This window comes from Chitinophaga oryzae (genome assembly GCF_012516375.2).
Lineage (GTDB): Bacteria > Bacteroidota > Bacteroidia > Chitinophagales > Chitinophagaceae > Chitinophaga > Chitinophaga oryzae.
This window is the reverse complement of sequence record NZ_CP051204.2, coordinates 6,215,536-6,232,182: the sequence shown is the minus strand read 5'-3', so window position 1 is coordinate 6,232,182 and position 16,647 is coordinate 6,215,536. Positions and strand designations below refer to the sequence as shown.

At 51.2% G+C, this 16,647-nt stretch carries 14 protein-coding genes; 3 read left to right on the top strand and 11 right to left on the bottom strand.

Annotation, left to right across the window (positions count from 1 at the left end):
• Nucleotides 1-156: 156 nt before the first annotated feature.
• Nucleotides 157-2,322 carry a S46 family peptidase gene (locus HF324_RS24585; RefSeq protein WP_246269280.1) on the top strand — a complete coding sequence of 722 codons (2,166 nt, stop codon included), beginning with the start codon at nt 157-159 and terminating at the stop codon, nt 2,320-2,322.
• Nucleotides 2,323-2,509: 187 nt separating this feature from the next.
• Here HF324_RS24585 and HF324_RS24580 read toward each other — a convergent pair whose 3' ends face one another.
• Nucleotides 2,510-3,403: a class I SAM-dependent methyltransferase gene (locus HF324_RS24580; RefSeq protein ID WP_168805320.1), complete on the bottom strand. Its 894-nt coding sequence runs from the start codon at nt 3,401-3,403 to the stop codon at nt 2,510-2,512.
• Nucleotides 3,404-3,564: 161 nt separating this feature from the next.
• On the bottom strand, nt 3,565-5,115 hold the full coding sequence (locus HF324_RS24575) for an acyl-CoA mutase large subunit family protein (protein ID WP_168805318.1): 1,551 nt from the start codon (nt 5,113-5,115) through the stop codon (nt 3,565-3,567).
• 22 nt (nt 5,116-5,137) lie between these two features.
• Here HF324_RS24575 and HF324_RS24570 point away from each other — a divergent pair, with 22 nt between their 5' ends.
• Complete coding sequence (locus tag HF324_RS24570) at nt 5,138-6,118, top strand: M23 family metallopeptidase (RefSeq protein WP_168861052.1); 981 nt, start codon at nt 5,138-5,140, stop codon at nt 6,116-6,118.
• Here HF324_RS24570 and HF324_RS24565 read toward each other — a convergent pair whose 3' ends face one another.
• The 4 genes from HF324_RS24565 to HF324_RS24550 form a co-directional block, all read right to left on the bottom strand.
• Complete coding sequence (locus HF324_RS24565; protein WP_168805314.1) at nt 6,119-6,640, bottom strand: DUF7935 family protein; 522 nt, start codon at nt 6,638-6,640, stop codon at nt 6,119-6,121.
• Between the two features lie 181 nt (nt 6,641-6,821).
• Complete coding sequence (locus HF324_RS24560) at nt 6,822-8,015, bottom strand: pyridoxal phosphate-dependent aminotransferase (RefSeq protein WP_168861051.1); 1,194 nt, start codon at nt 8,013-8,015, stop codon at nt 6,822-6,824.
• Nucleotides 8,016-8,190: 175 nt separating this feature from the next.
• Nucleotides 8,191-8,916, bottom strand: a complete 726-nt coding sequence (locus tag HF324_RS24555) for a DUF4397 domain-containing protein (protein WP_168805310.1) — start codon at nt 8,914-8,916, stop codon at nt 8,191-8,193.
• A 26-nt stretch (nt 8,917-8,942) separates the two neighbouring features.
• Nucleotides 8,943-10,154, bottom strand: coding sequence for a serine hydrolase (locus tag HF324_RS24550; RefSeq protein ID WP_168861050.1), 1,212 nt, complete (start codon nt 10,152-10,154; stop codon nt 8,943-8,945).
• Between the two features lie 216 nt (nt 10,155-10,370).
• On the opposite strand from HF324_RS24550, the gene secDF reads away from it, so the two are divergent.
• A complete protein-coding gene (gene secDF / locus HF324_RS24545) occupies nt 10,371-13,553 on the top strand; it encodes a protein translocase subunit SecDF (protein ID WP_168805306.1) in 3,183 nt (1,060 codons plus the stop codon).
• Between the two features lie 133 nt (nt 13,554-13,686).
• Here the strand turns inward: secDF and HF324_RS24540 are convergent, their stop codons facing one another.
• From HF324_RS24540 to nusB, 5 genes are all read right to left on the bottom strand, one after another.
• The gene (locus HF324_RS24540; protein WP_168861049.1) at nt 13,687-13,992 is read right to left on the bottom strand and encodes a HesB/IscA family protein; all 306 of its coding nucleotides are present in this window, start codon (nt 13,990-13,992) and stop codon (nt 13,687-13,689) included.
• 69 nt (nt 13,993-14,061) lie between these two features.
• On the bottom strand, nt 14,062-14,658 hold the full coding sequence (coaE, locus tag HF324_RS24535; protein WP_168861048.1) for a dephospho-CoA kinase: 597 nt from the start codon (nt 14,656-14,658) through the stop codon (nt 14,062-14,064).
• Between the two features lie 91 nt (nt 14,659-14,749).
• A complete protein-coding gene (gene yajC / locus HF324_RS24530) occupies nt 14,750-15,097 on the bottom strand; it encodes a preprotein translocase subunit YajC (protein ID WP_246269279.1) in 348 nt (115 codons plus the stop codon).
• A 36-nt stretch (nt 15,098-15,133) separates the two neighbouring features.
• Nucleotides 15,134-15,586 carry a DUF1573 domain-containing protein gene (locus HF324_RS24525; protein ID WP_168805300.1) on the bottom strand — a complete coding sequence of 151 codons (453 nt, stop codon included), beginning with the start codon at nt 15,584-15,586 and terminating at the stop codon, nt 15,134-15,136.
• Nucleotides 15,587-15,623: 37 nt separating this feature from the next.
• Nucleotides 15,624-16,520 carry a transcription antitermination factor NusB gene (gene nusB, locus HF324_RS24520; protein ID WP_258539189.1) on the bottom strand — a complete coding sequence of 299 codons (897 nt, stop codon included), beginning with the start codon at nt 16,518-16,520 and terminating at the stop codon, nt 15,624-15,626.
• Between the last annotated feature and the right edge of the window lie 127 nt (nt 16,521-16,647).

Genomic DNA, 16,647 nt, shown 5'->3' with positions numbered 1-16,647 from the left:
GGAATTGCCTCCAATATGCGCCAATTCCACTGTTTATCGCAACACTTCTCTGTCAATACGGCCTTTATGTCGATGAATCCGCAGAAACACAGGTTTATCCTTCCATGCCTGCCCGAATTGTAGTAAATTGCCGGTTCTATAAAAAGAATATCAGATATGTTGCAACGAATCGTGAAGCCGCTGATGCTGGCAGCACTCCTGCTGCTTTCTCAGCTGACTTATGCCACGGAAGGGATGTGGTTACCTCAACTGCTGTCCGGCCTCAATGAGAAAGAGATGAAAGGAATGGGGATGAAAATCAGTGCGTCGGATATCTACAATATCAACAAAGGCAGCCTGAAAGACGCCATCGTCAGCTTCGGGGGCTTTTGTACGGCAGAGGTGATCTCTTCACAGGGCCTCATCCTGACCAACCACCACTGCGGTTATGAGTCTATCCAGAAACATTCTTCCCTGCAGAACAACTTCCTGCAAAACGGTTTCTGGGCCAAAACAGCTGCAGAAGAACTGCGCAACCCCGGCCTGTTTGTCACCTTCATCGTTCGGATCGACGACGTGACCAAAGCCGCTTTACAGGACGTAAAACCCGGTATGAACGAACGCGAGCGCCAGTCGGCCATCGACAAACGCCTGCACGAAATCCGCCAGAACGCCCGTAAGGAATCCTGGCAGGAAACCATGATCAAACCTTTTTATGAAGGCAACCAATACTTCCTGTTTGTTACGGAAACCTTCAACGACGTTCGCCTCGTAGGCGCACCGCCTTCTTCCATCGGTAAATTCGGCTCCGATACGGACAACTGGGTATGGCCCCGCCATACCGGCGACTTCTCCATGTTCCGCATCTACGCGGGCAAAGACGGTCGCCCTGCGCCATATTCGCAGGATAACGTGCCGCTCTCCCCTAAATATTTCCTGCCTGTTTCCCTGAAAGGCGTAAAACAAAACGATTTTACCATGGTGCTCGGTTTCCCCGGCCGTACCACCGAATACCTGCCCTCTGAAGCCGTAAAACTGACGGTAGACGCGCTGGACCCCGCTAAGGTAGGCATGCGCGACGCGGCCCTCGAAGTGATCGACGGCTATATGCGTAAAGACGAGCAGATCAAAATACAGTATGCCGCTAAATACGCCAATACGGCCAACGCCTGGAAGAAATGGAAAGGCGAAATGCTGGGCGTTAAACAAACGCGCGGTATCGATAAAAAAGAACAGTATGAAGCCAGCTACCGCGAACTGCTGAACGCCGACCCTGAACTGAAAGTGAAGTACAGCGGCGTACTGGATTCCCTGAATGAAATGTACCGCCGTATCCGCCCTTACGCCCAGACCCGCGACTACTACAGCGAACTGGTGAGAAACGTGGAGCTCTTCACCGCCGGCGACCGCCTGATCAGTTTCCTCGGAGATGTGCGCGATAAAGGAGAAGGACAATACGAAACGCTGCGCCAGCAGTTCCTGGAATCTATGCAGCCGTTTTATAAAAACTACAACGCACAGGTAGATCACGACGTGAGCGTAAGGCTGCTGGAGATATACGCTAAAGGCGTACCGAAGCAGTATGCAGGTGCGGAATACGCTCAGATCTGCGCGGAAAACAACAACGACAGCCGCGCGCTGGCCGATAAAATCTATGGCGTGTCTGCCCTCACTTCCCTGGAAAAACTCAAAGCATTTGTACAGCAGCCGTACAACGCTGTAGTGGCCCAGATGTGGAAAGACCCGGGCACCCGCCTTATCATGGCGATGCGCAAAGGCTTTGTGGACAATGTCAGCAAACCGGTGAACGATCTGCAAAGCAGCATCAACAACCTGCAGCGCACCTATATGCAGGCACAGATGGACGTGATGGCAGGAAAAAAACGTTTCTACCCGGATGCCAACAGCACGCTGCGCGTCACCTACGGTAAAGTAGACGGTTACAACCCCCGCGACGCCATTCATTATGATTTCTACACTTACCTCGACGGCGTCATGGAAAAATACGTGCCCGGCGATTATGAATTCGATGTGCCTGCCAAACTGATTGAACTGTATAAAAACAAAGACTATGGCCGCTATGGTGTCAACGGAAAAATGCCGGTGTGTTTTATCGCCAGCAACCATACGACCGGCGGCAACTCCGGCAGCCCCGCGCTGGACGCCAATGGTCACCTGATCGGCCTTAACTTCGACCGTACCTGGGAAGGTACCATGAGCGACATCAACTACGACCCGTCCATCTGCCGTAACATCATGGTGGATATCCGGTACGTACTGTTTATTGTAGACAAATACGCCGGCTGCACACGCCTGGTGGATGAAATGAAACTGGTGAAGTAATCACGCAAAGGCGTCACGCAAAGGCGCTAAGCAGCAAAGAGCGCAAAGTTTTAATAAGATTAGTAAGAAAGCAAAGGAGCGAAGATCAAATCGAATTGGTCTTCGCTCCTTTGCTTTCTTTGTTTCTTATTTATTCTCTTTGCGCTCTTTGCTGCTTAGCGCCTTTGCGTGACGCCTTTGCGCGTGATTATAATTTACATTCATACACAATAGAACTGCACTGGTCCACGTTTTTCAGCCCTTTCCGGTAAGACCGGAAACCATGGAAGAATCCCGCAAACAGCCGGCTTTTGCCGGTTTTGTATTTCTCGCTCAGCAGGCTTACATAGAAGCCGTCGAACACCATCGGATGTTTTTTGATCAGCCTGATGTTGTGCTGACGCAGCAGCCGCTCCATAGAAGCAGGAGAGAAGTGGTAAAGGTGACGGGGCACGTCATAGGCGGCCCAATACGCTCCGTAGTGGTCTGCATCGGAAGAGGTGTAGTTGGGCACGGCTATCAGCAGGGTGCCGCCGGGCTTCAGCAGCTCGCGGATGCGGTCCAGGTAGGCGTGCAGCTCATGTACGTGTTCCAGCACATGCCACATGGTGATGGCATCATACTGACCGGCAGGCAACTGAAAGAGCCGGTCTATGGGAAGCGGGTCTATGTTATAGAGCGTTTTAGCATTGTGGCGGGCGTTTTCATCGGGCTCGAGGCCGGTAACGGTCCATCCGCCTGTTTGCATGTAGTGCAGGAAGGCGCCGGTGCCGCAGCCGATGTCCAGCAGGTTGCCCTGCTTCATGCCGGCGGCGGAGCGTACCCAGTTCTGTTTGGACCGGAGCGTGATCTTACGGACGCTGTGATACAAACGGTTGATCAGCCCCTGTTTGGTTTCGGAGTGGGAAATATATTCCTGTGACTGATAATACCGGCCTATGTGCTGGCTGTCGGGCACGTTTTGGGTAAAACGGCCGCCACAACCTCCGCAATGGAAAATAGAAAATGTTTCTTTGGATACAGTATAATCTTTAGCGGTAAGAGCTTCATGGGTTTGTGAGGAGCCACAAAGCGGACAGCCATTGTAATAAATCAAGTTCAAGTTTTTTAGACCCCAAAAATAAATATCTAATATGAATTACAAATTACGAATTACGAATTACGAATTACGAATTAAAGGTTCCCTTATGGGGCCATTACTTAATAACCTTTTCATCAGCAGATTCTCTAATTCGTAATTCGTAATTTGTAATTCGTAATTGATTATGCTTTATATTCTCCCCATACCTGGCGGAGTGCATCTGCGATCTCCCCTAAAGTACAGTAGTTTTCTACAGCATTCACTACCAGTGGCATCAGGTTTTCCGTCGTTTGCGCCGCTTCCCTGATACGCTGCAGGCATTGGGCGGCCGCTTCATTGTCGCGGCGTGCGCGCAGGGCCTGCAGGCGGTCGGACTGCATCTGGCGGATACTGTCGTCGATACGGAAGACTTCGGGCGGCTGGTTGTCGGTTGCCACGAATTTGTTGACACCCACAATGATTTTCTCGTTGTTTTCCACCTGTTGTTGATACTGATAAGCGCTTCGCGCGATTTCATCCTGTACGAAACCCTGTTCGATAGCGCTGACAGCGCCGCCCATCGCATCTATTTTATGGATGAGGTCCCAGGCTTTGTTTTCCACTTCGTTGGTCAGCGCTTCCACATAGTAGGAGCCTGCCAGCGGGTCTACCGTGTCAGCCACGCCGCTTTCATAACCGATGATCTGTTGCGTACGCAGGGCGATGCGTGCGGCTTCTTCGGTAGGGAGGGAGAGGGCTTCATCGTAGCCGTTGGTGTGAAGTGATTGGGTGCCGCCCATGGTGGCGGCCAGTGTTTGCACGGCTACCCGTACGATGTTGTTATGCGGCTGCTGCGCTGTAAGCGTGCTGCCGCCGGTCTGTGTATGGAAACGCAGCATCTGCGCTTTGGGGTCTGTAGCGCCCAGCTCTTTGGTGATGTGGGCCCACATCCGGCGTGCAGCGCGGAACTTGGCCACTTCTTCGAAGAGATGGTTGTGTGCGTTAAAAAAGAAAGAAAGCCTTTTGGCAAATACGTTGATATCGAGTCCTTTTTCCAGTGCCGCCTTCAGATAGGCTTTGCCGTTAGAGAGGGTAAAAGCGAGTTCCTGTACCGCGTTGGCGCCTGCTTCCCGGATATGGTAACCGGAAATGGAGATAGTGTTCCACTTGGGCACTTCCCGGCTGCAGTAGTCGAATATATCGGTGATCAGGCGCATGGACGGTTTGGGCGGATAGATGAAAGTACCGCGCGCGGCATATTCTTTCAGGATATCGTTCTGGATGGTACCGGAAATCTTTTTCAGGTCGGCGCCCTGCTTTTTGGCAAGGGCGATGTAAAGCGCCAGCAGGATAAACCCTGTGGCATTGATGGTCATGGAAGTGGAGATCTGTTCCAGCGATATGCCTTTGAAAAGGATCTCCATGTCATCGAGCGAGTCGATGGCTACGCCCACTTTACCGACTTCTCCTTCAGACATGGCGTGATCAGAATCGTATCCTATCTGGGTGGGCAGGTCAAATGCCACGCTGAGGCCCATCACACCCTGGCTCAGCAGGTAGTGGTATCTTTTGTTGGATTCTTCCGCTGTGCTGAAACCGGCATATTGTCGCATGGTCCACAGTTTGTCGCGGTACATGGAGGCATGGATGCCGCGCGTGAACGGGTAAACGCCTGGCTGTTCGTTCATCGGTATCGGCTGGGTGTACAGCGGATCGATGGTAATACCGGAGTCGGTTTGAATGATCTTTTCCATGGTAGTTGTAACTAGCGTTGCAATGTTACATAATTATTATGGTACTTCGCCGCCGGGAAAAATATTGATATTTGCAGGAAAGTCTGGCTTTGTTATGATCATCTGGTCGTTATTATGTATTACCCTCGCATTGGCGCTCTATAGCCTCTATCTCATATTCCGCGCCGGTCTGCGCCCGCTGGCCGGCGGCGCATATACGACACTGCTGCTGGGACTGTCGCTGGGCGCTTTCCTCTACCTGTACGGTACCTGGGTGTACCTCTCTGTTTACGCCAAATATGTTTTTGGCGTGCTGATGATATTATGTGTGATGTGGCTGCCTTTTGGACGTAAACACGTCAGCGCTGCGCTGCCTGCCTGGAAACGGCACGCCAACCTCGCGCTGACAGGAGTGTTCCTGCTGGGCACCCTGCTGTACTTTACCGGCACCACAGGATCGCCGCAGACGGTCAGGCTGGCTTTCCCGCTGAAATCGGGCCGCTACTTCGTGTTACAGGGCGGTAAAGGTCTGCCTACAAACGTGTTCCACTTCAGCCTGCGCGGCGCCATCTATGCGATGGACATCGTGAAACTGGACAGCCGCGGCTGCCGCGCTGCAGGTGTTTTCTCCCGTAAGCTGGACGACTACTGGATTTTCAACGATACAATATATGCTCCCTGCGACGGCACTGTACGCAGGGCTTATGGCGATAACCCCGATAATATCCCGCCGAATATGGACAGAGGCCCGAAAAATACCAACCAGGTATTACTGGAAGGGGCCGACTGCTACTTCTTCGCAGGCCACCTGAAAATGAACAGCGTGGTGGTGCGCGAAGGGCAGTTCGTAAGAGAGGGACAGGCGCTGGGATGCGTAGGCAATTCCGGCTTCAGCACAGAACCGCACCTGCACATACAGGCGCATGCCCGCAAAGCCGGCGTACCCTGGTATAAGGCGCCGCCACTCTACATGTTGTTTGATGGAAAAGGGTATCTGCTGAATGAAGTGATCAGCTCAAAATAACTATCGCATCAGCCTTTTGGCTTCTGCATTGATGATTTGCGCGGTCAGCTCAGCAGGAGACTCGCCCGCCTGCAGGAATACTTCCAGCAGCTGACGGTTGAGCTCCAGCGCCGGCGCATCCGGCGGCAGCTGCACTGCTATCTGGTTGATGACGGAGATCGTTTGCTCTTTCAGCGTTTTCACTGCCTCCCAGGTGGTGGCGGATACATAAATCTGCTGGGTGATATTGTGCTCGTACTCCGCTTTGATGCTCTGTACCATGGAAATCTGCATGTCCACGGCGCTCATCCCCGTTTGATATATGCGGCCGATAAGGCTCTGCGGCGTGATACGGTCCACATACAGCGCCAGCCTTTCATAGGCCTGCAACTGCAGGGGCAGCACAGCCGGGTTGGCCGCATGTGGCGCTTCCGGCGCAGGCGCCGCAGGTTTCTTCTTCATAAACATATCACGGACAGTCATATACAGAATGGCGATAACGCCAATTGCCAGTGCCACATACAACAACTGTTGGGAATTCATCTTATCGGAACGTTTTGAATCGCAAATATATATAAAATAATTGCAAATTGACAATGACCCTCGTCATAGAAAATTACGAATTACGAATTACGAATTACGAATGGGAATTGTTTTACAGCACGGTTACTTACTAACCTTTCCATAGAGCGTCTTCTCATTCGTAATTCGTAATTCGTAATTGTTATTTGAGTTTGCCCAGCCATTCTTTTAGCCTTGCCACGCCTTTCTCCAGGTTGGCCATGCTGGTGGCGTAGGACAGGCGGATGCAGTTAGGCTGCTGGAAGGCGACGCCGGTAACAACAGACACATGTGCTTTGTGCAGCAGGTACATGCACAGGTCGTCTGCATTTTTGATATGAGAGTCTTCGAATGACTTGTTGAAAAACGCACTGATGTCCGGGAACATGTAGAAGGCGCCTTCCGGATCGTTTACTTTCAGGCCGGGAATGGTTTGCAGCGCTTCATGAATATAGGCGCGGCGTTTTTTGAACGCTGCCACCATGGCTTCGGCGGTGGTCAGATCGCCGGTCAGCGCCGTGATGGCCGCCCGCTGGGTAATAGAGCAGGTAGCGGAGGTGAACTGGCTCTGGATCTTGTCACATGCTTTGGCAATCTCGAGGGGAGCTGCCAGGTAGCCGAGCCGCCAGCCGGTCATCGCAAAACCTTTACTGAGGCCGTTGATAACAATGGTACGTTCTTTCATGCCGGGAAACTGGGCGATGCTCTCGTGTTTCCCTACATAGTTGATATATTCATAGATCTCATCGGAGATGATAAAGATCTGCGGATGCCGGGCAAATACCGCTGCCAGTCCTTCCAGTTCTTCTTTTGAGTAAACGGAGCCGGTGGGATTGCAGGGAGAAGAAAACATGAACAGCCTTGTTTTCGGCGTGATGGCCGCTTCCAGTTGTTCAGGCGTTATCTTGTAGTTGTTTTCAATGGTACTGGGCACAAACACCACGGTGCCCTGGCACAGCGCTACCTGTTCGGAATAGGTCACCCAGTAAGGCGTAGGAATGATCACTTCATCGCCGGGGTTGACGATACTCAGCACTACGTTGGCGAGGCTTTGTTTGGCGCCGGTGGTCACTACGATCTGTTCCGGCGTATAGTCAAGACCGTTATCGCGTTTCAGTTTATGCACGACAGCCTGTCTGACTTCAGCGTAACCGGCTACCGGTGTGTAGTGGGTAAAGCCGTCGTCGATCGCCTTTTTGGCGGCTTCCCGGATATGTTCCGGGGTATCAAAGTCCGGTTCTCCAATACTCAGGTCTACGATATCTATTCCCTGTGCTTTCAGCTCGCGGCCCAGTTTGGCCATTTTAATGGTTTGTGGCTCGGAAATCCGTGACAGCCTTTCTGCTAGTTGATTCATATCTAAACATTGGATTGACCGGAACAAACCTACATAAAAATTCAGGGATTTTGCGATTTGAGGATTTTTTGACGTTTGCGAAAAAAAGACCGAAGCGGATGATTCATCCGCTTCGGTCTTCTCTATCATTAGTTTACGAAATCTCAAAATCTCAAAATCCGTAAATCCCAAAATCCTAGTAGCTGGAAGTATGAGACAGGTAGTACAACTGCAGTTTGTTGTCACCGGTGCTGTCTTTGGCGCCAGCCAGGTAAATGGTGTAGGCATATCCCGGTTGGAACGGTACCTGGGTGGAACCGGCAGACTGACGGGAAGTACCTTTTACCAGCTGGGTGGTGGAGCCGGCAGGAGTTACGTAGTATTCTACAGTGCTGTTATACGGATCATCGGATCTCCAGGCTGCGTTGATTTGGAATGGCTGGTTCTCCGCTACCTTTTTACCGTTAATGTACAGGTCCACCGGGCCGGCATTGGGGCTCAGGTTCAGGAAACGGAAGTTCACCTTGCTGGTAGACAGTGAGGTAAAATCTTCCCTGATCAGCTGGGACACAAATTTTTTGCTGGCGTCGTTATAGGTAATGATGGTGTAGTACCGGAGAGAGTCAAACTGTTGGGTAACAGAGTCCAGGCCGGTGCCATTCAGGTTCCGGAAGGAGAAGGTGTGTATTCCCGGCAGGTCCAGGAAAGGGGCGGAGGCGCTGGTCTTATAGGCGCTGGTGTTCATTTTGGTGCCATTGTTAAAGATGTCCAGGCTGGAAGGCAGGTACGCGCCATTGATAATAGCACCGGTATAGTTCATCCTTTGCGGGGTCGGGTCGCTCTGTTTCAGACAGGATGAAAATCCGATTACTCCTCCCAACAGGGCGGCTATCGCCCAAACACGATTTTTTTTGATCAGCATTAGCTCACAGTTTTTTAGTATGGTGTTTATAAAATTTGCGTTTGATGTACCCTGAACCGGTCCAGGTTTGGTTGATACATTTTTTTTCGTTGCAACTCCTCTTCGTATATCAGTTCCCCCAGCGCTTTCAAAAATGGTTTGCCTGTTGTTTCAAAAGCTTCCTGGTCTTCTCCGAGCGGACCGTCCTTGTTTACCAGCAGGCTGGCAGAGAGCAGAAACTCTACGTGATGGGCATAGTCCGCGATATAAGCCGTATCCGTTAAAAAGCCATAAGCCCATCCCGGCTTGTTGAAAATCCTGATATGGTCTGGTATGCGGGCCGCTTGCCGGCCGCCGAAAAGCAGAAATTTCACATACGCCGGATGGTATTGCCCCGTATTATACACCGGATCTGTCGATTCTCCCGGGTATTGGGACATACAACGATACAAAAAATTGTAATCATCTTCCGTTAAACGGAGCCGGAATGGATTTGTTACAGTCTCCGGAAAAAATAGCTGCCGCATCATCTGGTGGAGCTCGTTGAGGGGTAGCCTGTTCCGGTAGGAGAAGTCCATGGGCCTGTTTTCAAGCCGGCCGCGGTGATCGATATGCTGTTTGCCGGCCAGGTCCTGCCGGGGGGCGAACACGAGGTTGCTCCGCTGCTCGGGCTGATCGTACAGCAGCTGCCGGCCGGCCCGGAAATAGACGCTGTTGGTGTGCATGTTGGCTGCCATATGCAGGGGCAGCCCTACCCGGTGCCGGATTTCGGTGCCGGCATACCCCAGCTCCCACAGGCGCCGGTTGAGTGGCTCCTGGCCCAGGAACTCGTACAGCCGGTTATAGGCGTCGTTATCGCTGACCAGGAAAATTTTTTTGATATAATGCGAGATGGATGGTAGCTTGCCGGCTGCTGAATAATCATGCAGGACGCCCGGGTTAATGCCCGGCAACGGCCGGGTAAACATGGCCGCGTGCCGGTCCAGCCCCGGAATCTGCAGGTCGTTCAGCTTCTCCAGCGCCAGTAGGGCGGTGGGGAGCTTAACGGTGGACGCCGGATAACAGTACCAGCCCCGCCCTATGCCAAAGTGAAAATCGGTAAATTGCGGCCTTTGCTGCGCATCCCGGTCTATCCGGGTGTAAATGAGCTGCAGCCGGTGAGCAGAAGCATCCCTGAATACCTTGGCCACAGCGGCTTTTCGACTTTTCAGCAACGCCTCAGGGAAATTATCTGTTACCGGATAATGGTGGGTTTGCATATATTTGTCGGTATTACATGAGTGTAAAGCAAAGAAATATTCTTAAAACAGGAAAAAACCAAGATCGCGGATTTAGAAAAAATGGGTGTCACCAAGCCCGTAAAGTCAATCACATATTGATTTTGCGCCTCTTTTAACAAGGGCTTTAATATATCAATTTAAATTCTATCTTTGCAACTCTTAAAATTTTTTTATTATAAACCCGAAACAAACAACATGCAACTAAAAGGACTGGTAAGATTTTTTGCCATCGCACTGATCCTTATCTCTTTGTATCAACTGTCCTTCACGTTTTTGGTGCGGAACTATGAGAAGAAGATAGAGCGGCAGGCTGAGACCGATGTAGCCAAACAATTCCCTACACCTGAGCAGAAATACCCTGGCAGCAAAGAACTGCAGGCTTTCTATTCTGACACGCTGAAAGGATTCACCAAACAAAGAAGACAAGAGATCGTGGACAGCACCAGCAATAAACAGATTGCAGGGTTTCCATGGTACGTTACCTACACCAAGGCCAAAGAAAAAGAACTGAACCTCGGCCTTGACCTGGTAGGTGGTATGAACGTAGTACTGGAGGTAAGCGTGGAAGACGTTATCCGCGCCCTCGCCGGTCAATCCAAGGACCCCGCTTTCAACAAAGCGCTGGAACTGGCTGAACAACGCAAAAATGCCAATCAGACTGATTTCGTTACTTTGTTCGGGCAAACGTACGCTGAAGTGGCTCCCCAGGGCCGTCTGGCAACTATCTTCGCCAACGCGTACCAGAAAGACATCAACTTCAACTCCTCCAACCAGCAGGTGCTGGACATGATCCGCAAGGAGTCGCACGCTGCCATCAAAAACACCTATATCGTACTGCAGAAACGTATCGATAAATTCGGTGTGGCCCAGCCTAACATCAGCCTCGATGAAAATAAAGGCCTGATCTCCGTGGAACTGGCCGGTGTGGACAACGCCGAGCGCGTACGCAAATACCTGCAGGCTACCGCCAACCTGGAATTCCGGGAAGTGTACAAAAACAGCCCCGAGTTCTTCCAGAATGTGCTGAACCCAATGAACGAAGCTATCAGGAACGCACAGGGCGGCAACACTGCCAAACCCGCTGCTGCCACTGACAGCACACAGGCCGCTGCTGCCGCTGCTGATACCAAAACAAACCCTGCTGACACCAGCAAGGAAGGTAAACTGAGCGACTACCTGGCTAAAAAGGATACCGGAAAAAGCGTGAAAGACAGCGCTAAAGCCACTCAGGAACAACTTTTCGCCGAACAACGCAAACAAAACCCGCTGTTCGCGATCATGATCCCGATGTTCGACCAGCAGTCCGGTACCCTGATCCCCAGCCCGTCCGTCGGCCGTATCCTGCCTAAAGACACTGCCACTTTCCGCCAGTTCCTGCGCATGCCGGCTGTACAGGCCATCCTGCCTAAAGACGCGGTATTCGCATTCGGTCCTGAAAATAAAGAAGACAAACACGGCCCGCTGCCCCTCTACGTGCTGAAAGTAAATCCTGCTAACCCTGCACCCCGTGTAGGTGGCGAAAGGATCGTCGACGCCCGCCAGGACGTTGGTCCCGATAACCAGCCGGAAATCAGCATGGCGATGGACAACGTAGGTGCGCACGAGTGGAAAAAACTGACCGGTGAACTGGCGCCTGCCAACCCGAAAGATCCTTCCACCCTCAACTTCGTGGCTATCGTACTCGATAATATCGTTTACTCTGCTCCTTCCATCCAGGGCGAAATCGCCGGCGGCCGCTCTTCTATCAGCGGTAGCTTTACCATGGAAGAAGCCAATGACCTCGCCAATATCCTGAAGTCCGGTAAAATGCCTGCTCCTGCACGCATCGTACAGGAACAGATCGTAGGACCCACCCTCGGCGCCGAATCTATCGCTGCCGGTGCAAAATCCTTCATGATCTCCTTCGTGATCATCTTCGTACTGATGCTGGTATACTATAACAGCGCCGGCTGGGTAGCCAACATCGCTCTGGTGCTCAACCTGCTGTTTACCTTCGGTATCCTCGCCTCCCTCGGTGCCACACTCACCATGGCTGGTATCGCCGGCCTGGTACTGACCATCGGTATGGCGGTAGACACCAACGTGATCATCTTCGAGAGGATCAAGGATGAGCTGACACACGGCAAATCCTACCCCGACGCGATCTCCCTCGGTTACAAACGCTCTTACGCGCCTGTACTCGACGGTCACGTTACCTCCCTGCTCACAGCGTTCATCCTGTTTTACTTTGGTCTGGGCCCGGTACTCGGTTTCGCTACCACCCAAATCATCGGTCTGCTCCTGTCCCTGTTCTGCGGTATCCTCGTATCCCGCATGATCACCGACTGGTGGACCAACAAGAAAAGACACTTCGAGTACTTTACGCCGATTTCCCGGAAAGTCTTCAAACACGCTGCCTTCGACTTCGTAGGCAAACGTAAATATGCTTACATCATCTCTGCCATCGTGGCAATAGGTGGTATCACCTCCTTCTTCCATGGCTTCGACCACGGTATCGACTTCTCCGGTGGCCGTAACTTCACTGTCCGCTTCGAGAAAACCATGAACAGACAGGAAGTGGCTGACAAGCTGAAGAAAGAATTCGATAGCGAAGTATTCGTAAAAACCATCGGCAACACCAACCAGCTGAGCATCACTACTGCCTATAAAATTGAGCAGCAGAGCCTCGCGGTTGACCAGGAAGTGATCACCAAACTGTACAATGGCCTCAAACCTTACTACGAAGCCAGCGTTACACCGGAAGTGTTCAACACCCGTTATGTGATCGGTTCCCAGACAGTATCGCCTACCATCTCCGACGACCTTCGCGCCGGCGCGGTAAAAGCAACCGTACTGTCTATCCTCGTGATCTTCGTGTATATCCTGATCCGTTTCAGCAAATGGCAGTACTCTATCGGTACTATCTTCTCCCTGCTGCACGACGTATTGCTCACTCTGGCGGTATTCTCCTGGTTTAAGGACATCGTTCCTTTCACCCTGGAAATTGACCAGCACTTCATCGCTGCGATCCTCACCGTGATCGGTTTCTCCATGAACGATACCGTGATCGTGTTCGACCGTATCCGTGAATACTTTAAAACAGGCGCACATGGCAGAGACAGGGACACCGTGATCAACAAAGCGATCAACGATACCCTGAGCCGTACCATTATGACGTCCCTCACTGTATTCCTGACCATCCTGGTACTGTTCATCTTCGGTGGTGAAGTAACCCGCGGTTTCGCCTTCGCTATGCTGATCGGCGTTATCACCGGTACCTACTCCTCCATCTTCGTGGCCGCGCCGGTACTGGTTGACTTTGACAAGAAAAACCAGCTGTCCAACGAAAGCGACGCGGTAGCTGTTGCTGAAAAGAAAGCTACTCCCGCTGCTAAATAAGTAAGTGAGAGCTGAAAATATGTTTGACAAAAAAGCCTGCTATGTTACATAGCAGGCTTTTTTTATTGAGGATGTTTTTATTGAACCGGCACTTAAACAGATAAATGTTGGAACAACATCATCGCCCGGGGTGTCAGCTCTGGGGCCGTTGGCGAAATACAAACCCGCGGACATCGTCCTGGTCCTGGTAATCAACTTCCAGCCCCACCAGGTACATGCCATGCGCTTTTTTTATGATCACCGGGATACCGGCAATCTCAAACAGGTCATCATCTTCCCGGAGGGCGTCGAATCCGAGCATGTAACCCATGCCGGAACATCCTCCGCCTTTTACGCCGATGCGCAGGTAGGGGGCTTCCACGTCGCCCTGCAGCAGTTGTTTTACTATAGCGGCGGCGTTGTCAGTGAGTTGCAGGGGGGCGGTAAATGTGGTAGCCATGGGCTCTTATTTTTTTCAAAGGTAGGGAAAAGCCACAGTAGTAGGGGAGGTGGTATACGGAAGGTAACCTCAGGTGGCGGCGGCCAGCTGCAGCAGTTGCTGATGCAGGGCAAGCACCTGTGGTATTACCAGTTGCTGCTCGTCGTTCCGGATAACATAATCGCACAAGCGCATTTTGATGCTTTCGTCAATTTGTTTGTGCATCCGTGCCAGCACCTCTTCCCGCGTAACGTTGTCCCGTTTCATGACACGCAGTATGCGCAGTGGTTGCGGCGCATACACGCCAATGATTTTATCGAGATAATGGAATGACTCCGATTCAAACAGCAGGGCTGCTTCTTTGAGCACATAGGGGGTGTTCTGCTGGCTGGCCCAGAGGTTGGAGTCGCGGATAGTGGCGGGATGTACCAGCGAATTGAGCAGCGCCAGCTTTTCCTTGTCGTTGAAAACGATATTCCCGAGGTATTTGCGGTTCAGGGCGCCGTGGGCGTCGTAGGTTTCCGGACCGAAATGCTGCCTTACGGCTGCTGCCAGTTCGGGGTCCCTGACGAGGATGTCTTTGGCGCGTTCGTCTGCGTAGTACACAGGAACGCCCAGGAGTTCAAATATCTTGCTGACGGTGCTTTTACCGGAACCGATACCGCCGGTGATGCCTACCTTTAACATAAAATCCGGATAATTGGGTCTGTATCGAAGCTAAGGATAAAAAAAATCCCGGACATGACGGCCGGGATTTTTTTACAGTATTGTATGTGCATTACTTGGTTGCGGCCGTTTTCTGCTGTTGGGCGGAGGTGTATTCCATGCTGATGGCAGAACGTTCGATCGTAAAGCTGGTACCGGGGCTTACTTCCACTACCAGGGTGTTGTCGTCGTTCATTTTTTTCACTTTACCGTGGATGCCGGCAATAGTCACGATTTTATCGCCTTCTCTCAGGTTGTCAATGAATTGTTTCTGTTGTTTGGCTTTCTTGGTCTGCGGACGGATCATAAAAAGCCACATGATCAGGATCATACCGCCAAAAAACAGGATAGAAACCATTGGGCTACCGCCTTGCGCACCGCCTTGTGACGGCCCCATCAGTAAAATGTTCATGATGTTCATCGATAAATTGATTTAAATAGTTTGCCTATACAGCGCTTATTTTGCGACAATATTACACTGGATCTTGGGGCCTACCTGATAACCACCGCCATTGTTGGTCCTGATGGATATTTCTTTCTCGGTATAGCCGGATTTCCCATGACTGTCGAATATCACCTTCATATAGCCGGATTCTCCCGGTTTGATCGGCTGTTTGGGCCATTCAGGCACCGTGCAGCCACAGCTGGAGATTGCATCCTCGATCACCAGGGGATTTTTACCGGTGTTGGTAAATTTAAAGGAATATTCCACCTTTTCACCCTGGGTGATGTCCCCAAAGTTATGCACCTTTTCTTCAAAAGTAAGATCAGATGCTTTACCGGCTTCGGCAGTATTGCCGGAGGCAGCGGGCTGACCGGCAGCAGCGGTTTGATCGTTCGCCGGCTGGTTATTGTTACAGGCAGCCACTAAAAGGGTGCCGCAGGTAAGGAAAAAGAGCAGTGTTCTCATAATGGTGTTGTTTTGGCCTAAAAATACTGCTTTCCACTTACTTTTTCGGACGGTCCTGTTTTTGCACCAGCGACTCTTTTTCAAGGTCTTTCAGGATGTTGTCCAGGATACCGTTGATGAACTGACCGCTTTGCGGCGTGCTGTACGCTTTGGCCAGGTCAATGTATTCGTTGATGGTCACTTTGGTCGGAATGGTCGGGAAATACAGGAATTCACATACGCCCATTTCCATCAGCAGCATGTCCACCGCCGCAATACGCTCCGGGTCCCAGTTCTGTAACTTGGGTTTGATCAGCTCCAGGCAGTATTCCTTTTTGTCGTTGACCGTCAGCAACAGCTCCCGTGCATAGTCCAGTTTCTCTTTGCTGATCAGTTGCAGGAAGTTGAACAGATGCGGCTTGTTGAAATAGTTGCCCAGCAGGATAGCCATCATTTCTTCGTCATCGCTCCAGTGCAGGAAATTATCTTCCATATGCTGGAGAAACAATTCGTTTTTGGCCAGCACCTCTTTATAGATATATTCCAGGATCTCTTTCTCGCCGGCTTTGGTGCGGCTTTCGTCCGCAATGTAAGCTTTGTAGGCGTCAGAAGCGGCCAGTATATTATAAAGCTTTCTGATCAGGTCGGTATCTGTCAGCTGGCGCATTTTCCATTGTTCCAGATTTACCTGAAAGCCTTTGTCGTTTGTTATCTGATAAATGAATTCATTTCCTGCGATTTTTGTATTCACCTGCAGGTCCTCGGCAGAGGGTAAGTGTTTGGAAGCACGTGTCTGGGCATCAGTTTCCGCATATTGCGCCACCTGTACCACCGAGTAAAGTAAGTAGGTAAAGATCTGGCAGGTCTGGTCCAGCTTCTCGTTCAGAAGCCTGGTAGCCGTGCCCGGCTTAATATTGCTTTGCTCCATCGTTTCCAGGGCATAAAGTGTTTGCATTACCTTCACCCGGATATTTCTTCTACTGATCATCGTATAAAAAAGAACTGGTATAAGGGCGCAAAACTAGACAAAAATCCCGAAATTTAGATATTTTGGGATTTTGGGATTTGGGAATTTTGCGAAT

Bases quoted from the DNA above. Each gene is read 5' to 3' on its own strand.
- HF324_RS24575 (WP_168805318.1), bottom strand. From the start codon at position 5,115: ATGGAAAAGATCATTCAAACCGACTCCGGTATTACCATCGATCCGCTG.
- secDF (WP_168805306.1), top strand. From the start codon at position 10,371: ATGCAACTAAAAGGACTGGTAAGATTTTTTGCCATCGCACTGATCCTT.
- HF324_RS24570 (WP_168861052.1), top strand. From the start codon at position 5,138: ATGTTACATAATTATTATGGTACTTCGCCGCCGGGAAAAATATTGATA.
- nusB (WP_258539189.1), bottom strand. From the start codon at position 16,520: ATGCAAACACTTTATGCCCTGGAAACGATGGAGCAAAGCAATATTAAG.
- HF324_RS24555 (WP_168805310.1), bottom strand. From the start codon at position 8,916: ATGCTGATCAAAAAAAATCGTGTTTGGGCGATAGCCGCCCTGTTGGGA.
- HF324_RS24560 (WP_168861051.1), bottom strand. From the start codon at position 8,015: ATGAATCAACTAGCAGAAAGGCTGTCACGGATTTCCGAGCCACAAACC.
- HF324_RS24565 (WP_168805314.1), bottom strand. From the start codon at position 6,640: ATGAATTCCCAACAGTTGTTGTATGTGGCACTGGCAATTGGCGTTATC.
- yajC (WP_246269279.1), bottom strand. From the start codon at position 15,097: ATGAACATCATGAACATTTTACTGATGGGGCCGTCACAAGGCGGTGCG.
- HF324_RS24525 (WP_168805300.1), bottom strand. From the start codon at position 15,586: ATGAGAACACTGCTCTTTTTCCTTACCTGCGGCACCCTTTTAGTGGCT.
- HF324_RS24585 (WP_246269280.1), top strand. From the start codon at position 157: ATGTTGCAACGAATCGTGAAGCCGCTGATGCTGGCAGCACTCCTGCTG.
- coaE (WP_168861048.1), bottom strand. From the start codon at position 14,658: ATGTTAAAGGTAGGCATCACCGGCGGTATCGGTTCCGGTAAAAGCACC.
- HF324_RS24550 (WP_168861050.1), bottom strand. From the start codon at position 10,154: ATGCAAACCCACCATTATCCGGTAACAGATAATTTCCCTGAGGCGTTG.
- HF324_RS24540 (WP_168861049.1), bottom strand. From the start codon at position 13,992: ATGGCTACCACATTTACCGCCCCCCTGCAACTCACTGACAACGCCGCC.